This is a genomic window from Mesorhizobium terrae (assembly GCF_008727715.1).
Taxonomy (GTDB): domain Bacteria; phylum Pseudomonadota; class Alphaproteobacteria; order Rhizobiales; family Rhizobiaceae; genus Mesorhizobium; species Mesorhizobium terrae.
The window spans coordinates 3,495,292-3,513,299 of the sequence record NZ_CP044218.1 but is presented as its reverse complement, the minus strand read 5'-3'; the positions used below and the strand labels follow the sequence as shown (position 1 = coordinate 3,513,299).

The following is an 18,008-nucleotide window of genomic DNA, read 5'->3' as shown; positions in this document are numbered from 1 at the left end:
TAGAGACTTTTCATGACCCTCAAAAGACCCGTCGCCGGTACCAATCTCGAGCAAGCCAAATCCCACAATCGCCGCGTCGTGATCGAGGCGATCAGGACCAACGGCGCGTTGTCGCGCGCGCAGATCGCGCGGCTTACCGCTTTGAGTTCGCAGACCATTTCCAATATCGTCGACGAGCTCGAACGCGCCGGCCTGCTACGCGCCGAAGCCACGCAGAAAGGTGCACGCGGGCAACCGGCTGTGCCCTATTCCATCGACCCCAATGGCGGCTATTCGATCGGCTTGCAGCTCGACCATCAGCTTGCAGTTGGCGTCGTCACCGACCTGTCCGGCACGGTGCGCGCCAGGCTGGAACGCGGCGTCGACCGGCCGATCCCGACCGAAGCAATGCCGCTGCTGGCATCGATGACCGAAGAACTCGCCCACGCCTTCCGCTCGCGCCTGCTCGGCATCGGCATGGCGATGCCCGGTCCCTTCGACGTCGAGGGCATGACCTCGGTCGGGCCTACCGCCCTGCCCGGCTGGCAGGGTTTCCCGGTGGCCGCCGAACTGGAGCGGCTGACCGGCATGCCGGTGACCTTCGAGAACGACGCCACCGCCGCCGCGATCGGCGAACGCCTCTACGGCGTAGCGAGGAACCTCAACAGCTTCGTCTATCTGTTTATCGGCACCGGGCTCGGCGCCGGACTGTTCCTTGATGGCCATCTCTACAAAGGCAGCCGCCACAATGCCGGTGAGATCGGCCACATGATCGTGCAGCCGGACGGGCTTGGCTGCTTCTGCGGCAAGCGCGGCTGCCTGGAGCGCTATGTGTCGTTGCGTGCGGCCTATGATTGCCTGGAACTGCCGGACCCCGACCACGCATCACCCGACCAGCTGGAACAACTCCTGGCCGCTGGCGACGAACGTCTTCTCGCCTGGGTCGACCAGGCGGCCGGTCCGCTGCGACAGGCGATCGACGTGCTCGAACTGGCCTTCGATCCGGAGACGGTGGTGCTTGGCGGCTTCATGCCGCTGTCGGTCATCGAGCTTCTGGCCAGCCGGCTCGAGCCATTGCACCTGTCGGTCTCGTCCTCGCTCGCGCGCAGCGTGCCGCGCGTGATGGTGGGCGCCACCGGCAAGGACACGCCGGTACTCGGCGCCGCCGCGCTGCCGATCTTTTCGGAGACCAACCCGCAATTCGACGTGCTGCAGAAGCCGTTCGGGTAAGCGGCGATCCACTTGGCGGACGAAAAGCCAGGTACCCGGCTTTTCGGGTTTCGAGCAGTGTAAATCCCAGCCGCCAGTAAGGCCGGAAGTTCACCGCGCTGGGATCGCGCCCCGTTTCCTCAACTGATAGTGGCGCCGCGCCCCTACCCTACCGCGGCAATGCCATAAAGGATGGGCATCAAGCCAGCCAGCGCCTTGAAACGTTCCCAGGATTTGCGCTCCGGCTTGGTCCAGCCGGTTTCGGCCAATGCCGAGATGCGTGGGAACACGAGACGATCGAACACGCCGCGGTCAGACATCGGTTCTGACCAGATACAGCACTGCACGCCGAGGAAGTGTTTCTTCTGCTCGTCCGTCCATCCCTTGACTGGATCGAACTCGTAGAGCGTCTGCGGTTCCGACCAGCCGGCCCAGGCCGCGCCCGGTTCCGACCAAGCCGGGCTGTTGGCCATGTCGAGATAATAGACCTGGCCCGGGCAGACGACGATGTCGTAGCCTCGACCGGCAAGCGCCGCCGACACCTCAACCGAGCGCCAGCCGTTCAGGAAACTTTTCTCTTTCTCGATGACATCGCCATGCGCAGCTTCTTCCCAGCCACCGGTTATGCAGCCTCGCGAAGCCAGGAATCTCTGGATACGGGCGAGAAACTGCGCTTGCAGCACCGCCGCACCCGAGCCGTCGATATCGTCGGCGCCGTGATGATTGGTGATGACGTTGAGACGTCTGGCATGGGCGGCAGCAGCCTCCGGGCCGGCCAGTTCCGTGAGCCTCGCCAGCGCCTCCGGCGAGCCCGACCAGGCGCCAATCGGCACCTCGTCGGCGCCGACATGGATGCGCTTGAACGGAAACAGTTCGATCACCTCGTCCAGGACGGTTTCCAGCACCTGGTAGGTTTCTTCACGCGCCGGGTTGAGGCAATTGTTGGGGAACCCTTGCACGGACTGGTAGAAGCCATGTTCGGCGGGATCGCGCAGTTCGGGGATCGCCTGCAGCATCGCATAGCAATGGCCGGGGACGTCGATTTCCGGGATCACCTCGATGCCGAGACGTCCGGCCTGCGCGACGACGGCGCGGACCGAGGCCTTGTTGTAATAACCGCCGGTGCGCGCCGGACCGGAGCCGAGCAAGGGTGGCAGTGGCAGGCCGTGGCCTCGCCAGGCGCCGATGCGGGTCAGATCCGGATATGCATCAATCTCGATACGCCAGGCCTCGTCGTCGGACAGGTGCCAGTGGAATCGGTTGAGCTTGTTCCAGGCCATGATCTTGAGGAAGCGGCTGATCTCGGCCGTGCCGTAGAAATGCCGGGCCACGTCGAGATGCGTGCCGCGCCAGCCGAGCGCCGGCTCATCCCTGATCTCACCTTCGGCCGGAAACAAGAAGGTTTCGGGATGGTGGCGCGCGCCGCGCAGCATCTGGCCAAGGGTGATCAACCCATAGAGCAGGCCGTTGCGCGCCCTCCCCGACACCACCACGCGGTCAGCGGCAAAGCGGATGGAATAGGCCTCGGGGCCGAAATCGTCGGCAAGCGACAACGACACCGGCAGGCCGCCCTCTGCCTCCGGGCGCACGATGCCTTCGACCGAGAACAAGCCGTCCACCAGTTCGCCGAAGGTTGCCGCGGCGGCTTCGGCCTCGGCACCTTTGGCCTTGAGCGCGAAGCCCATCGGGACTGGCGCCCGGCCGGATATCGAAACGTTGTTCGGCCATGGCACGATGGCAACTGGGACCGGCGCCACCGTCGGCACGGGATAAATCTCGGCGCCGCGCTTCAGCGGCGCGTTGTCGCCCTTGGCCTGAGTCGGAGCCACCGCCACTGGCAGCGTCGTGCCGTCAGCCAGCGCAACATAGGCAGTGTTGGCGCCGTCCGTCCAATGGCGCAGCGGATAGGAAAGCCCGCGAGCCGTCACGGTCCACGATGCATTGGGCTCCAGCACGAAACTCGCCGGCGGCGACAATTCGGAATGGTTGGACAGGCGCGCGGTCAGGCTGCCGCCCTCGACCACCGCGGCGGGATCGATGCGCGCTGGGCCACTGACGCACAGCTTGAAGCCTTGCATCGGCTTGGAAGACAGATTGGTCAGCGTCAGCGAATAGGCGAGGCTTTCACCGTCTGTTGCAGGCGTCCAGTTGGTTTTGAGGCGCAAGGCGGATTTCGGCTGAATGGTCATGGCGCACTTTCAATCGGCAAGCGTTGCGTGGGAGGTTTCGGCGTTGGTGCTTCCCTTGCCGGCCGGACCCTTCCCATGGAGGAAGGTGGAAGCTTCCGGCTTCGCGTCCCGCCCGTCGCTTTGACGAGCTGGCGCATTATTCATCAGATGGCGGCGACTTCAACAGGCCCGCATAGACGCCGGGCTCGGAGTTGGGGATCATCGTGGCACCCACCGTGCGCTCGTAAAATTCCGACGGACCGACATCGCCGATGATGGCATAGCCGTAGCCCATGGTGCGAAGATCGAACAGCGAGGCGAGCAGCAGCGCGTGGCCGATGCCAAGGCCCCGGGCCTCCTCGTCTACACCGGTCGGCCCGAAGAAACCACGCGCAATCGCCTCGTGGCAGGAAAAGCCGACCAGCTTTTCGGCGCGGGTGGCAAGGAAACAGGTCGGCGGCTGCCGCGACATGGCGATCGCCGTTTCGCTCGACCACCACGGATGAAATTTCCGCCGCACCCACCCAGTGACCAGCTCGAGCTCCGGCGCCAGCGCGCGCCGGATCGTCACGCCGGCCTTCTCCAGGCGCTTGTCGAGCGAAGGCTCCGGCTTGAGGGTGCTCAGATTGACGAGATAGTCCATGCTTTGTTGCCGTTTCGGTTCATGAAGCGTCGGGGACGCGGATGAAATGGTTGGGACCGATCTGCTCGATCTTATCCGACGCCGGCCGGCTGATGCGACGCACCTCCTCGGCATGACCAAGGAAACGCGCGCTGTCGCCGGGAACGAAGGGCCGGTCGGGATCGGGCACCGCCGAGAGCAGAAGCTTTGTGTAGGGATGCCGCGCATCGCGGATGACGGTTTCCGTGCCGCCCCATTCCACCATCTGGCCGGCGAACATGACGATCACCTCCTCCGCGACATGCGCCGCGGTGGCAATGTCGTGGGTAATGTAGAGCAGCGCAAGCCGCCGCTCGCGTTTGATGCGGGATAACAGTTCCAGGATACCCAGCCGGATCGACACGTCGAGCATCGAGGTCGGCTCGTCGGCCACCAACACGCCCGGCCGCACTGCGAGCGCGCGGGCGATGTTGACGCGCTGACGCTGGCCGCCGGAAAGCTCGTGCGGAAACTTGCGCGCCGTCAGCATGGGGTCGAGGCCGACCGAGGCAAGCAGCTCGGCGACGCGCAGCACCTCATCCGCCTTGCCTTTCGCGTGCCCGTGCAGTTTCAGCGGCCGGGCCAGATGGTGCTGGATGGAAAAGACCGGGTTCAGCGAAGCGAACGGGTCCTGGAACACCATCTGCACAGCGCGGCGATAGGCAGCCTCGCCAGCCTTGTCGCCGGGATGGGTGACGTCGCGTCCGCGGAAATGCATGGTGCCGGCGGTCGGCTCATCCATGCGGGCGATGATGCGCGCACAAGTGGTCTTGCCGCAGCCGGATTCGCCGACCAGCGCCAAGGCCTTGCCGGCCTTCAGCGACAGCGAGATGCCGCGCAGCGCCTGCACCGCGCCGAAATGGCGTGTGACGCCATCGAGGCGCACCACCGGTTCGGTCAGCGCCTCCGCGCCTTCGACGTCGACTGTCGGTTGCGCGTTCATGCGGCGGCTCCGTGGCCGGGCAATTGCGGGATCGCGCCCCACAGCCTGCGCGTATAGTCGTGCACGGGTGCGCGGCTCACCTGGCGCACGTCGCCGACCTCGACCAGCTCGCCCTTCAGCATGACGCCGATACGGTGGCAGAGCTGTGCCATCAGATGCAGATCGTGGGTGATGAACAGCACCGAAAAGCCGTGGCTGCGCTGCAGGTCGATCACCTGCTCCAGGATCTCGCGCTGCACCACCACGTCGAGCGCCGTCGTCGGCTCGTCCATGATGATGAGTTCAGGCTGCAGTGCCAGGCAGATCGCGATGACGATGCGCTGCCGCATGCCGCCGGAGAACTGATAGGGATAATTGTCGAGCCGGGCCGCTGGAATGCCGACCAGCTTGAACATCTCCTCGGCGCGCGCCCGAGATTGTGCCTTGCTGGCACCGGTGTGGCGCGAAAGCACGTCGTGGAACTGCGCCTCGATCCGCATCAGCGGGTTGAGCGAATTCATCGCGCTCTGAAAGACCATGCCGATGCGCCGCCAGCGCACTTTCTGCAGCGCCGCCTCGGGCAGCCTCAAAAGGTCCTCTCCGTCAAGCAGCACCTCGCCGCCCGCCACCCAGGCCGGCGGCTTCGACAGGCGCGTGATCGCATAGGCAATCGTGCTCTTACCGCAACCGGACTCGCCGGCAAGCCCGAAAAGTTCGCCGCGACCGATATCGAAGGACACGTTCTTGACCGCGCGAAAGGCGCCGTCGTCGGTAAGATAGCCGACCGAAAGGTCGCGTATCTGCAAAAGGGGCGCGTTCACCGGGCGGCCTCCAGTTCGCGCGCCCGCAGCCGAGTGAGCCGCAGCCAGCGGCTGAGCGCGGGGCCGGAGCGAAGCTGCGGGTTGGCGATCTCGTCGAAGGTGAAATTGAGCAGCGCAAGGCCAAGTCCGACCAGCGCGATGCCGACCGCCGGCGCGCCGATATCCCACCAGGCGCCGATGATGATCGCCGAGGAATTCTGCGCGTTGTAGAGCATGGTGCCCCAGGTGACGTTGAGCGGGTCGCCGAAGCCGAGATATTCAAGTGTCGTCTGCGCAACGATGGCGTAGATGATCGAGCCAACGATGTTGATGCCGATCAGCGGCACCAGATTGGGCAATATCTCCACGAAGATGATGCGCCATGGCGGCTCGCCGACCATGTGCGCGGCGACCACGAACTCGCGGTTCTTGAGCGCCAGTGTCTGCGACCTTGTCATGCGCGCGCCCCACGGCCACGAGGTCAGGGCGATGATCGCCATGATCGCCAACGGCCCGACGGTTCCGGCGAAGGAAGCGAGCAGGATGAGCAGCGGTATGTTGGGAATGACCAGCACCGCGTTGGTGATCAGGTCCAGCGTCGCGTCGGTGCGGCCGCCGAAATAGCCGGCGACAAGCCCTATCGCCGTGCCGAGCGCGGTGATCGCGAGACCGGTCACGAAGCCGACAGCCAGTGACGGACGCGCGCCCCAGACGAACTGCGAATAGACGTCCCGGCCCATCTTGGTGGTGCCGAAATAATGCTCCACCGTCGGCGCCTGGTGCGAGCGGCCGACGCGCGCGGCCGGATCGCCGGGCGCGATGAGCGGCGCAAACAGCGCCATCAGGCAGAGCGTCGCGACGATTACAAGACCGGCGACCGCCTTCTTCTGGCGCCAGAACAGCCTGAAGTTCGAGCTCATACCTGCCCCTCTCTCAGTCGCGGATCGATCACGCCGTACAGGATGTCGACCAGGAGATTGGCGCCGAGCGTGGCCATGGTCATCAGGAGCAGCTGCCCTTGGATAACTGGGTAGTCACGTGCCACACTGGCGGTGAACAAGGTGAGCCCGAGGCCCGGATAGTTGAAGACGATTTCCGTGACGATCGAGCCGCCGAACACCGCGCCCAGCATCAGCGCCAGATTGGTCATCACCGGCAGCATGGCGTTGCGCGCCGCATAGCCGAACATTACCGCCGTATCGCTCAAGCCCTTGGCGCGGCCCATGGTGACGTAGTCCTCGCCCAGCACCGAGATCATTGAGGAGCGCATCGTCGTCTGGAATTCGCCGATGAGATAGGGCGAGAGCGTCAGAACGGGCATGATCGCGTGCCAGAACACCGAACCGAAGAAAGTGAAATTGATGCCAGGATCAAGACTGGGGTCGTAGGCGTAACCGACTGGGAACCAGCGCAGCGTCACGCCGAAGATGAACAGTGTGGCCAGCGCGATGATGACCGGGGGCACCGCGATCATCACCACGGAAAAGGGCGAGACGAACGCGTCGAAGCGTCCGCCTCGCCTCCAGGCTGCCCCCGCGCCGAGGGAGACACCGACGCAGAGGGAAAAGGCGATCGCCGTCACCACCAGGAAGGCGGTCCAGCCGGCCGAGCGGCCGAGTACTTCGGTGACGGTCTGCGGATAATATTTGACCGAAACGCCAAGATCGAAGGTCGCCAGACCTTTCAGGTAATCGACGAATTGCAACCACATCGGCTGCTCGACCGCGCCGAAGCGTGCCTTGATCGCTTCGATGGCGGCAGGAGTGGCGCGCGGCCCAAGCTGCGCGATCATCCCGTCGACAGGGCTCCCCGGCATCAGCCGGGGAAGCGTGAAATTGACCACGATGGCGAACAGGAAAGCGGCCAGATAGACCCCAAGCCGTCGAAGAGGTATCCGCATTGCCGCTCTCCCCTCGTCTCGCTCCCTTCGCTTATTGCACCGGCTTCAGGCGCAGCAGATGAATCAGCCGCAACCGGTTGTTGTCATGGTCTTCGGGGTTCATCGCCGGCTCGTCCTTGGTCACCCAGCCGGTGAAACGCTTGGTCGAGTATTGGTACCAGGTCGGGCCATTGAACACCGGCACCACCGGAAAGTCGGTGGCGACGATCGTCTGCACCTCGTTGAACAGCTTCTTGCGCTCTTCGTCGGAGGTCGCCTTGCGATAGGCGTCGAACACCTTGTCCAGTTCTGGGTTGGAGTAACGCGACGGCGCGCTGGTGATGCGGCCGGCGAAAGCCGTCGACAGCGACTGGTAGTAGCCGCGGAACGGTGTCGGGCCGTCGGCGCGCGAATTCATGACCGCATCGAGGGTGCCGTCGATAATCTGCTTCTGCCACTGCTCGTATTCCGGCGTCGCCACGGAGGCGTTCACGCCGATCTTGCGCAGGCCCTCGGTGGCGATCTGCACGGCATCGATCCAGTCGGTCCAGCCGTTTGGCACGGCGATGGAGAAGGCGATCGGCTTGCCGCTCGGCGTGGTGCGGAAACCGTCGGCCCCCTTCTTGTAGCCGGCGTCGTCAAGGAGCTTGTTGGCCTTGTCGACGTCATAGGCCATCCACACATCCTTCTCGCCCTCGGCGGCCTTGTTGCGCCAGGACTCGAAGCGCGGCGGCAGGCCCGACGCATGCAGGTTCACCACCGGATAGCCGAAGCCGGCGATGTCGACCATCGAGGTGCGGTCCATGGCCAGCGAGAACGCATGGCGGAACTTGATGTCCGCGAAGGCCTCGGCGTTGCCGGGATTGGTCGTCTTGAAATTCATCTGAAAGGCGACGGTCTCGGCCGGCGGCTGCCAATAGCCGTTGTTCTTCGGATCGAGCGCCACATAAGTCTTGTCGATCTGGGGCAGGAACGAACCGATCCAGTCCATCGAGCCTTCCGGCAGCAACGCCAGCATCTGGTCGTTGCCGGAAATCTGCGGTAGCTTCAGGCAGTCAACCTTGAGCGACGTGGCGTCCCAGTAATTGGGGTTGCGGCACTGTTCGTAGACCTGCGGCGTGAAGCGGCGGATTTCGGTCATCGGGCCCGAACCGACCGGCTTCTCGTTCTTGAAGGCGAGCAGGTCCTTAACGTCCTTCCAGATGTGCTCGGGCACCACCGGGAAATCGGCGAGCGATTCCGGGAAATGGGTGTCGACGGCCTTGAGGTTGATCTTGACCTTCGTCGGCGATGGCGTCTCCACAGAAGCGACCGTCTCACCGACGCCGACCGTGTCGACGGCCGGGTTCTTCAACATCATGTCGAGGGTGAATTTCATGTCGGCCGAGGTCAGCGGCTTGCCGTCCGACCATTTGACGCCGTCGCGTAGCGTGTAGGTAATCGACTTCAGGTCGTCGGAGAATTTGTAGCCTGTAGCCAGCCGGTAGATCGGCTTACCGCTGTCATAGTCGTTGAAGATGACCAGTGGCTCGTAGATGAAATCCATCGTGCTCTGGCGACGTCCGCCGAGATCGAAGGGATTGAAGTTCTGTACCCAGCTCGTCTGCTCCTCGATGTGCATGGAGAGGACGGCTTCCGCGGAGGCGGGTGCAGGTCCGACGGTCAATCCGGCGGCAATCGAGAGTGCGGCGAAGGCCGCGCTGGCAAACAGACCCCGCCGCGATACAGCGGGGCGCAAAGAAGACGGATTCGTTCTGATGGCACGCATAGTTCGGTTCCCCTGGGTTGGAATTGACCCTTCCGCTCTTGTTGGCGGATAAGATAAATCAATTTGATTTAAGGGTATGAGCGAACCATGGCTGCGTCAACTGGTCACAATCAATAAATGGCGCAAAAATCCTTGACCCACAAGGGGTTGCGGGTTTTTGTGGGCGCGCCCATTCGCGCACTGGTGTGGATTTTTGGCGTCAAAATCCCAGCGTCCAGAATGGCTTGACGCTGCTCTCTGGCAGGTTCCTTCACCTTGGCGAAGCGAGTTTTACGCACGCGTTTTGCCCGCGGTGGCTGTGGATAGCCATGCCGCTGCAGCCATGATTTTCCGGTGGCGCACCCCGCTGGAACAAGTCAGCGGCCGATGCGGCATCGTCATCCAGTCCCGTCTCGACGGGCGCCGACGATGCAAAATTTTGCGTCTTGTTCGGCCTGTCAGCCCTGGCCGTTTGCCTTGTGCAGCCCGGCCTGGTGGATCAGCGAGCTCCAGCTATTGGTCGACGCGAGGTGGCAATAGACCAGCGTCAGCGCACCGGATCGCCTGAGGTCGAGGAATGCTTCGTCGCTCAGCTTGTTGAAGGCATCCTCGTCGATCACCTGGAAATCGGTGAGGTTGAGGATTTCGCCGGTCTCCAGTGTCACGGTACTGCGCCGCTCGACGAACAGCCCATGCGCGGCAATTCCGTCGACCATGGTGCGGGTGGCGTTGAAGTCGATCTGGTACTGATTGCAGAAGGCGAGCGCTTGCTTGGTCGCTTCCGCCGCCTCGGTGCCGGCAAAAAGCGGCGCGACCTTGTCGCCCCGTGCCGTCGCTTCGGCCTGTTCGACCACCCGGTCGCTGGCGCGGTCGACACAAAGTGCGAGGCGGTCACTACCCTGGCCGCCATCGTCGGCGAGGATGAAGGGATAGCGCCGTACATAGGCCGGAATGTAGTGCGGTTTCGCCCACTGGCCGTCCTTGCCGACAAACAGGTTCTCACCTTGCCTCAGGCCGGTGATGACGAGGGGGGCGTGAGCCGGTCCAACAAAGACGATCGGATAGGAGCGCATCGCCGCCGGCAGTTCGGCCGTCACGACGGGCAGCGCATGCGCGGCACGGGTGAAAGAGAAATCGTTTCGCGCGGCAAGGCCGAGGGAACCGTGGCGGCCTGGGTTCATCGCCTCCGGCTGCGCATAGAAGAGCGGCAACCCGCCGGCGCCCTCGGTCGCTGCGTTCTTTGCCGTACCGCCATTGCCTGCAGTCATGTCTCGTTCCCCCTAGCCGACGTCTGTCGAGGACGCGACACGATCATCACGCGCGTTCCAGTCCGGTTGCGTCATACGCCAGAGGTCGGGAAAAAGTCCATCGGTTGCCCGGCACTAGGGCAACCACCCCAAAAATGATCAACGGTCCGGTCCCTGCCTCTTCCTGTGAAGCGGAAGCCCCCTACGCGTCGTCGCGGATCGCTCGCCCAGCCTTCTGGAGAAGTTCAAACGCCTGGAACCGTTTGGCGTGCCAGCCGGCGTGGGCGGCATTCGGCGGGTAGGTTTCCCCAAGTTCCGACATCGCCGCCATCGCCCCAGCCACATCCGCGAATTGGCCGGCGGCGACTGCGCCGAGAATGGCCGAGCCCAACAGCACCGGTTCCGGCGAGGTCGAGGCAGCGACCGTCAACCCGGTCGTGTCGGCCAAAAGCTGCCGCACCAGCGGGCTCTGGCCGGCGCCGCCGCTGACCACGATGGTGTCGGTCGCCACACCCTTGTCGGCAAGCACGCCGACGATCTGGCGTGCGCCGTAGCCGAGGCCGCAGACCCCGGCAAGATAGAGGCCGACCAGCCCTTCCAGGCCGTCGTCCATGCCGATGCCGGCGATCAGGCCAAGCGCCTCGGGATCGGCGAAGGGCGCGCGGTTGCCAAGGAATTCCGGTACGACGTGCAGCTTGCCGACAAGGCCGGGAACCGCTTCCATACCGCCGCGCTTGCCTGCCTCATCCGCCAGCCACTGGCCGAGGCTGGCACCGGCCTCACCAGCCCTGGCCGCGGCCTCCGCCGAGGCGGGATGCATGCGCACCAGATGATCGATGGCCGCGCCGGCAGCCGACTGGCCGCCTTCGTTCAACCACAGGCCCGGCACCATGGCCGAAAAATACGGGCCCCACACACCGTCGACGAAAGCCGGTTCGGTGGTGGTCGACATGGTGCAGGCCGAGGTGCCGAACACATAGGCCATGCGCGACGACACGGTGCCGGCACCGCCGCGCGCGCCGACCGTGCCGATGCCGCCGGCGTGGGCGTCGATCAGGCCGGCAGCCACCGGCGTGCCTTCGACGAGCCCAAGATCGCGCGCCGCCTCGGCAGTCAGTCCCGCGCCGAGCGGTGTACCAGCCGACACCACTTCGGTCCCAATGCGCCGGAATGCTTCGTCGGCCAAAGCGCCAAGCCCGACCGTGCGGAAATAGTGTTCGTCCCAGCGCTGTTCATGCGCCAGATAGGTCCATTTGCAGGTGACGGTACAAACCGAGCGGGCCAGGCTGCCGGTCGACTTCCAGGTCAGGAAATCGGTCAGGTCCAGGAACTGCCAGGCGCGGCCAAAGGTCTCCGGCTTATGCTCGGCCAACCACAAGAGCTTCGGCGTCTCCATCTCCGGTGAGATGGCGCCGCCGACATAGTTCAGCACCGCCTCGCCTGTCCGGTTGATGCGGGCGGCCTGTTCGGTCGCGCGGTGGTCCATCCACACGATGATGTTGCGCTCGGCCTCGTCGGTCGGCCCGACGGGAAGTGGCAGTCCCCCCTCGCCCAGCACCACCAGCGAACAGGTGGCGTCATAACCGATGCCCGTGATCGACGCCGCTTCCACGCCGGCCTTTGCCACCGCCTCGCGCACGCTGGCGGCGACGGCGCGCCAGATGTCGTTGCTGGACTGTTCGACGATATCGCCCGCCTCGCGGTAGAGGGCGATGTCGCGCTTGGCCGAAGCGAGCATCGTTCCCTTGGCGTCGAACACCCCGGCGCGCGCGCTGCCGGTACCGACATCGATGCCGAGAAAATGCTTCGCTAAGGTCATTCGATCACCCTTGAAACGAAAGAATTGGAAAGTGCCGCCGGCACCGTTTGCCGCGCCGGCGGCTATTCTGTCAGAGATCGTTGCTCTGCGGCAGGATCACCAGATCGCGGATGGTGATGTTGCGCGGACGGGTCAACATGAACATCACCGCCTCGGCCACCTCCACCGGCTGCATCAACCCACCGGCGGCCAGTTCCTCGTCGAGCTTTTCCTTCGGCCAATCGCTGATCAGCGCCGTCACCACCGGGCCGGGCGCCACCGCGCCGACCCGCAGCCCATGCTTGGCCACCTGCCGGCGCAGCGTGTGCACGAAGGCCTGGATAGCGTGTTTCGAGGCGGTGTAGATCGGCTCCCACACCACTGGCACCAGCCCGGCGATCGAGCTGGTAACGATGATGTCGCCGCTCTTGCGCTCGACCATATGCGGCAAAACGGCATGGACCGAGCGGAACACGGCATTAATGTTGAGGTTCAGCATGCGATCCCAGGCATCGGGATCGCCGTTCAGCACCTCGCCGCCGACATAAGCACCGGCATTGGCGTGGAAAATGTCGAGCCGGCCGGCTTTCTCCAGGATTTGCGGCATCATGCCTGCAACGCTTTTCGGGTCCATCAGGTCGACCACCACCGGGATCGCCTGAGGCCCGAGTTCCGCGCAGACGTCCTTCAGTGCCGCCTCGGCGCGGTCGACCAGCGCGACACGCGCGCCCGCCGCGATAAGGTGCCTGGCGCATTCGAGGCCGATGCCCGATGCGGCACCGGTGATCGCCGCGACTTTTCCGATAAGGTCCTGAGCCATGTCTGCCTCTTCTTGCTGGTCTTGCTTGGGAGTTGGTTCAGGCGCGGCCGTGCGAAACCCGCGATCTGCGCGCCAGCGAGTCGACGATGACTGCGATCGCCAGCACGGCGCCGGTGATCATGTATCGAAGCGATGACGACAGATCGAGCAGCGTCAGCCCGCTGGCGATCGACTGGATGACGATGATGCCAAGCAGGGCCGAATAGGCGCTGCCGCGGCCGCCGAACAGGCTGGTGCCGCCGATCACCGCCGCCGCGATGGCGTTGAGGTTGACATCGCCGGTGCCGGCCTGCTGGCTGGACGAGGCAAGGCGGGCCGCCGCCAGGATGCCGCCGGTGGCGGCAAGCATCGAGCACAGCATGAAGGCGGTGGTGTAGATATAGCGCACATTGATGCCGGCGCGCCGCGCGGCCTCGCGGTTGCCACCGACGGCATGCATCGAACGGCCCCATTTGGTGCGTTTCAGCGCATAGTTCATCGCCACGACCAGGCCGACGAACAGACCGAACATCCACGGAATGCCGCGGGCGCCGTTGAGATAGAAGACGATCGCCTCCACGGCGACGGTCACCACCACGGCGCGCACCACGAGGCTTGCCGTCGATTGCGCTGAAAGGCCCGCCTCGCGCCGCCGCGCGGCTTCGCGGTAGCCGGTGACGAAAATGGCGATACCGGCGATCGCTGCGAGCGCGTACGAGACCGGGTCGGGCATCACCATCAACTGGCCGAAATTCACCAGCGGCGATTCGTAAGGCAGGTTGATCGAGCCGGTCGAGCCCAGCAGATAAAGCTGCAGCCCGAGCACCGCGAGCAGGCCGGCCAACGTCGAAACGAAGCTCGGCATGCCGAAACGGTTGAAAAGCAGCGCGTAGATCGAGCCGATGACCGCGCCCGCCGCCATGGCCGTGACGATGGCGAAGCCGACCGGCCAGCCCTCATTGACCCACAAGACACCGACCAGCGCCGAGGCGAGGCCGCTGACGGAGCCGACGGAAAGGTCGATCTCGCCGAGCATGAGCACGCACACGATGCCGAGCGAGATGACGCCCACCGTCGAGCAGTCGAACAGAAGGTTGACCAGGTTGTTGGCCGACAGGAACACTGGGTTCAGGCTCTGGAAAACCGTCCAGATGATGGCCAGCCCGACGATGACCGGCAGCGACCCGAGATCGCCCGAACGGACCCGATCGAGAAAGGCACCGACCGAGCCCCCGATGCCTTCGGCGTGTTTGACCCGCACGTCGGCGCGGTCGAGAAGCTGCGCCTGCGGCGCGCTTTGTTGCGAATTGTCGCTCATGACGGGTTCTCCTGCGTCTGCGCAAGCCCTGCCTGACGGCGGCTTGCCCGGCGCGAAACCGAGTTGTTCTCGGCGCCGGTGATCGCGCTGACCAGTTCCTGGTTGGATGCGTCGGGATGGAAGATGCCATTGTTCTTGCCCAGCCTCAGCACCACGATGCGGTCGGCGACGGCGCGGACGTCTTCCATGTTGTGGCTGATCATGATGACGCCCAGCCCCCGGTCGCGGACGCGTTCGATCAGATCGAGCACTTCGGCGGTCTGGGCGACGCCCAGCGCGGCGGTCGGCTCATCCAGCATGATCAGCTTGGGATCGAGCAGCAGCGACCGCGCGATTGCCACCGTCTGGCGCTGGCCGCCTGACAGCGAGGCGATGGGTTCGCGCACGCTGGGGATGCGCGCCGACAATTCGTTGAGCAGTTTCCACGCCTTGATCTCCATTGACACCTCGTCCAGCCGCATCGGGCTGAGTTCCTTGCCGAGAAAGATGTTGGCGACGACGTCCAGGTTTTCGCACAGCGCGAGATCCTGGAAGACGGTGGCGATGCCGAGCCCCAGCGCCGTCGCCGGGTCCGAAAGCGCAACGGGCTCGCCCTTGAAGGTGATCGTTCCGGATGTCGGCTGGTGCACACCCGCCAGAACCTTGACCAGCGTCGACTTGCCGGCGCCGTTGTCGCCGACAAGGGCAACGACTTCGCCGGCATGGACGTCGAGATCGATATCGGTCAGCGCCGAGACGGCGCCGAATTGCTTGGAGATGCCGCGCAGGCTGAGCACAAGCTCACGTGCCGGGGTCGGCCTCTGTGATGTGTCGGTCATGATGCAAGCCTTTCCAAGAGTTCCTTTGCTCGTCGGCAGGCAAATGCCGCCCCGCCGGTCTGACGGGGCGGTTGCCGCGCCTGCGGCTACTTGGTGATGCCGAGCTTCTTGCAGCCCTCGGCATAGCGGTCGACGCAGATCTGTTCGGCGGTGGCGATCTTCTTGTCGATGATCTCCGCCTTTAGGTTCTCGGCGGTGACCACCACCGGCACGAACAGCTGCGAGGGTGTGTCGAACAGCGTCGCCTCGGCCTTCGGCGTCTCGCCCTTGAGGAGCTGAACGGCGATGTTGGCGGCGGCCGCCGCGACGATCTCGCTCGGCTTGTTGATGGTGTTGTACTGGTCGCCGGCGACGATCAGCTGCAGCGCGGCCAGTGTCGCGTCGTTGCCGGTGATCGGCGGAACCGGATTGAAGCCCGCCGCCTTGAACGCGGCGATTGCGCCACCGCCGGTACCGTCATTGGCGGCCACCACACCCAGGATTTTCCTGTCGAAGCGGGTGATCTGGCCGCTGGCCCACTGCTGGGCCTTCGGCGGCGCCCATTCTGGCGTGTCGTATTCGGCCAGGATCGGATAACCGCTCTTGTCGAGGCCGGCGTGGATGCCCTTCTTGATCAGCCCGGCCGCCGCGTCGGTCGGCGAACCGTTGATCTGCAGCACGCCGGTGCCCTCGCCGGCCTTCACGCCCTTGTCCTTCAGGTGCTTGACCAGCGATTCGGCGATCGACTTGCCGATGGCCTCGTTGTCGAAGGACACGTAGAAATCGGCCTTGGCCTTCGGGATCGGACGGTCATAGGCGATGACCTTCACGCCCTGGGCCTGCGCCTGCTTGACCAGCGAGGTGGCGGCGGTGGAATCGACGGGATCGATGACGATCACCTTGGCGCCTTGGGTGATCATCGAGTTGAACTGCTGCTGCTGGCGCGCCGCATCGGCGTCGGCGTTCTGGTAAAGTACCTTGCAGGTGGCGCAGAGCTTTTCCATCTCGGCCTTGAAGCCCGGATAGTCGTGCTCCTCATAGCGGGTCGACGCTTGGTCCGGCATCAGGAAGGCCACGGTAGCGCCGTCGGCGCTTTGCGCGAGTGCCGTTCCGCTGACGAGCGACAGGGCCAGCATGGCCAGGCCGGTCGTTTTCCATGAGTGTTTGGTCATTCCATCTTCTCCCTTAGATGACATCGTTGCAGTGTGTTGATCTGCGCTGTTCGGCAAAGGTCCGGCGGCTCTCACCCAGGTGTTTCCACGGCGTCTCCTGACCGCTCCGCGAACTTCCCCGAGAGGCAATTTCGGACAAAGGCCTCCCCTCGCGAGCCACGATCGAGCCGCTCGCGTCATGCATTTTCTTATGGGTTTCCTCCCTGGCCCTCCCTCCTAGGCGGCCTTCGCCGCGTTGATATGGTCGACGACCAGTCGCCGGAAACGCGACGGCGTCATGCCCTTCTCGGCCAGGAATTGGCGGTTGAAATTCGACAGATTGTTGAAGCCGACCTCGAAGCAGATGTCGGTGATCGGTGCCTGCTCCTCGCTCATCAGGATCTGGCAGGCGAGGTTTATCCGCAGCCGCTTCACATATTGAACCAGCGTCATGCCGGTGTGGCGGCGGAAGGTACGCGAGAACGCACTGGTCGACTGTCCGGCGATCCTCGCCAGATCGGCCTCACCGAAAGGCTGCGTCAGGTTTTCGCGCAGATAGGCGAGCGCCTTGTTGATGCCGGCCGACATATAGCCGGAAGGGTCCGGGATATAGCTTGGGCTGGCCAGCATGCGCGCGCCCTGCGCCCGGCTGAGCAGGCCGGCGATGGCCATGAAGAGTTCGATGCGGCGCACACCCTGCGCCTCCATCAATTCTTCCATCATCGGTGCCGCCTGGCGGCTCGTCTCGGTCGAGAACAATACGCCGCGCCGCGACCATTCCAGCACCGGGCCGAGCGCTGCGAGCTCCGGCAGCACCTTCATGATGTCGCCGATGAAGCCCTCGCTGAATTGCAGGATGCGGCAGCGCAACGGAATGGTCGAACCCTCGGGAACATCGCTGACCCAGTTGTGCGGAAGGTTCGGCCCCGCAAGCACGAGGTTGCCCGGTTCGAATTCACCGATGAAATCGCCGACGAAATAACGGCCGGCCGTCGCCACCACGAGGTGGAGTTCGTATTCGGGATGGAAATGCCAGCGCACCGTGCGGAACGGATAGCCGTGCGACCAGGCCTTGAACGATTCACCCTGTCGAATCTGGACGACTTCCAGGTCCGGTCCCATGCTCGTTTCCTCCGGGGCGCGAGATGGTCCTCCCGTCGCGGCCCTTTTCCCTATCGGCTGAATTCGCTTCAGCTCTGACATCTGGGAAAACGCTAATCCCATCGTCAAAACCGCGCCACCACGTTCGGCCAGCATAACCGATACTTTTTTGACCTCACAGCCGTGGATGAGGTACTGGATGCGAATATGCGAGGCCGCCGGCCTTCTCTGCGCAAGACACATGTGCGTCGCGACCGCATTCCGTTAAGCATTGGTTTACCAATCCGGCCGGCAACTGTGGCTGGCGGATCAAAACGTTTGGCCACCAGAGAGCGAGTCGAATAGCCCCGAGAGTGATCGGGCCCATCGCAAAGGCGGCTCATGGCGGACTCGGGCAACACCGTTGCTCTGGGCCGTGGTGGGTCCGATCAC

The 18,008-nt window shown here is 64.3% G+C and carries 15 protein-coding genes; 1 reads left to right on the top strand and 14 read right to left on the bottom strand.

The window, feature by feature from the left end; all coding sequences use genetic code 11:
• Nucleotides 1-12: 12 nt before the first annotated feature.
• Nucleotides 13-1,209, top strand: a complete 1,197-nt coding sequence (locus FZF13_RS18175; protein WP_024923540.1) for an ROK family transcriptional regulator — start codon at nucleotides 13-15, stop codon at nucleotides 1,207-1,209.
• A gap of 143 nt (nucleotides 1,210-1,352) precedes the next feature.
• Here FZF13_RS18175 and FZF13_RS18170 read toward each other — a convergent pair whose 3' ends face one another.
• The 14 genes from FZF13_RS18170 to FZF13_RS18105 all read right to left on the bottom strand — a co-directional run bounded on the left by FZF13_RS18170 (nucleotide 1,353) and on the right by FZF13_RS18105 (nucleotide 17,597).
• Nucleotides 1,353-3,377 (bottom strand): beta-N-acetylhexosaminidase, encoded by a 2,025-nt coding sequence (locus FZF13_RS18170; RefSeq protein ID WP_024923541.1) that lies wholly within the window; start codon nucleotides 3,375-3,377, stop codon nucleotides 1,353-1,355.
• A gap of 136 nt (nucleotides 3,378-3,513) precedes the next feature.
• Nucleotides 3,514-3,999 carry a GNAT family N-acetyltransferase gene (locus FZF13_RS18165; RefSeq protein ID WP_024923542.1) on the bottom strand — a complete coding sequence of 162 codons (486 nt, stop codon included), beginning with the start codon at nucleotides 3,997-3,999 and terminating at the stop codon, nucleotides 3,514-3,516.
• 19 nt (nucleotides 4,000-4,018) lie between these two features.
• Complete coding sequence (locus tag FZF13_RS18160) at nucleotides 4,019-4,960, bottom strand: ABC transporter ATP-binding protein (protein WP_024923543.1); 942 nt, start codon at nucleotides 4,958-4,960, stop codon at nucleotides 4,019-4,021.
• Complete coding sequence (locus FZF13_RS18155) at nucleotides 4,957-5,760, bottom strand: ABC transporter ATP-binding protein (protein WP_024923544.1); 804 nt, start codon at nucleotides 5,758-5,760, stop codon at nucleotides 4,957-4,959. Before FZF13_RS18155 ends, FZF13_RS18160 begins: the two co-directional genes overlap by 4 nt.
• Entirely contained in the window at nucleotides 5,757-6,659 is a 903-nt protein-coding gene (locus tag FZF13_RS18150) for an ABC transporter permease (RefSeq protein WP_024923545.1), read from the bottom strand. The genes FZF13_RS18155 and FZF13_RS18150 overlap by 4 nt, the downstream gene beginning before the upstream one ends.
• On the bottom strand, nucleotides 6,656-7,639 hold the full coding sequence (locus FZF13_RS18145) for an ABC transporter permease (protein WP_024923546.1): 984 nt from the start codon (nucleotides 7,637-7,639) through the stop codon (nucleotides 6,656-6,658). Before FZF13_RS18145 ends, FZF13_RS18150 begins: the two co-directional genes overlap by 4 nt.
• Before the next feature lie 31 nt (nucleotides 7,640-7,670).
• A complete protein-coding gene (locus tag FZF13_RS18140; protein ID WP_024923547.1) occupies nucleotides 7,671-9,377 on the bottom strand; it encodes an ABC transporter substrate-binding protein in 1,707 nt (568 codons plus the stop codon).
• Nucleotides 9,378-9,823: 446 nt separating this feature from the next.
• Complete coding sequence (locus FZF13_RS18135; protein ID WP_024923548.1) at nucleotides 9,824-10,633, bottom strand: SapC family protein; 810 nt, start codon at nucleotides 10,631-10,633, stop codon at nucleotides 9,824-9,826.
• 181 nt (nucleotides 10,634-10,814) lie between these two features.
• Nucleotides 10,815-12,431: an FGGY-family carbohydrate kinase gene (locus FZF13_RS18130; protein WP_024923549.1), complete on the bottom strand. Its 1,617-nt coding sequence runs from the start codon at nucleotides 12,429-12,431 to the stop codon at nucleotides 10,815-10,817.
• A gap of 70 nt (nucleotides 12,432-12,501) precedes the next feature.
• Entirely contained in the window at nucleotides 12,502-13,230 is a 729-nt protein-coding gene (locus tag FZF13_RS18125) for an SDR family oxidoreductase (RefSeq protein ID WP_024923550.1), read from the bottom strand.
• A 37-nt stretch (nucleotides 13,231-13,267) separates the two neighbouring features.
• Entirely contained in the window at nucleotides 13,268-14,527 is a 1,260-nt protein-coding gene (locus FZF13_RS18120; protein ID WP_024923551.1) for a sugar ABC transporter permease, read from the bottom strand.
• Nucleotides 14,524-15,345 (bottom strand): ATP-binding cassette domain-containing protein, encoded by an 822-nt coding sequence (locus FZF13_RS18115; RefSeq protein WP_024923552.1) that lies wholly within the window; start codon nucleotides 15,343-15,345, stop codon nucleotides 14,524-14,526. The genes FZF13_RS18120 and FZF13_RS18115 overlap by 4 nt, the downstream gene beginning before the upstream one ends.
• 86 nt (nucleotides 15,346-15,431) lie before the next feature.
• The gene (locus tag FZF13_RS18110; protein WP_024923553.1) at nucleotides 15,432-16,496 is read right to left on the bottom strand and encodes an ABC transporter substrate-binding protein; all 1,065 of its coding nucleotides are present in this window, start codon (nucleotides 16,494-16,496) and stop codon (nucleotides 15,432-15,434) included.
• Nucleotides 16,497-16,712: 216 nt separating this feature from the next.
• Nucleotides 16,713-17,597, bottom strand: coding sequence for an AraC family transcriptional regulator (locus FZF13_RS18105; protein ID WP_024923554.1), 885 nt, complete (start codon nucleotides 17,595-17,597; stop codon nucleotides 16,713-16,715).
• Between the last annotated feature and the right edge of the window lie 411 nt (nucleotides 17,598-18,008).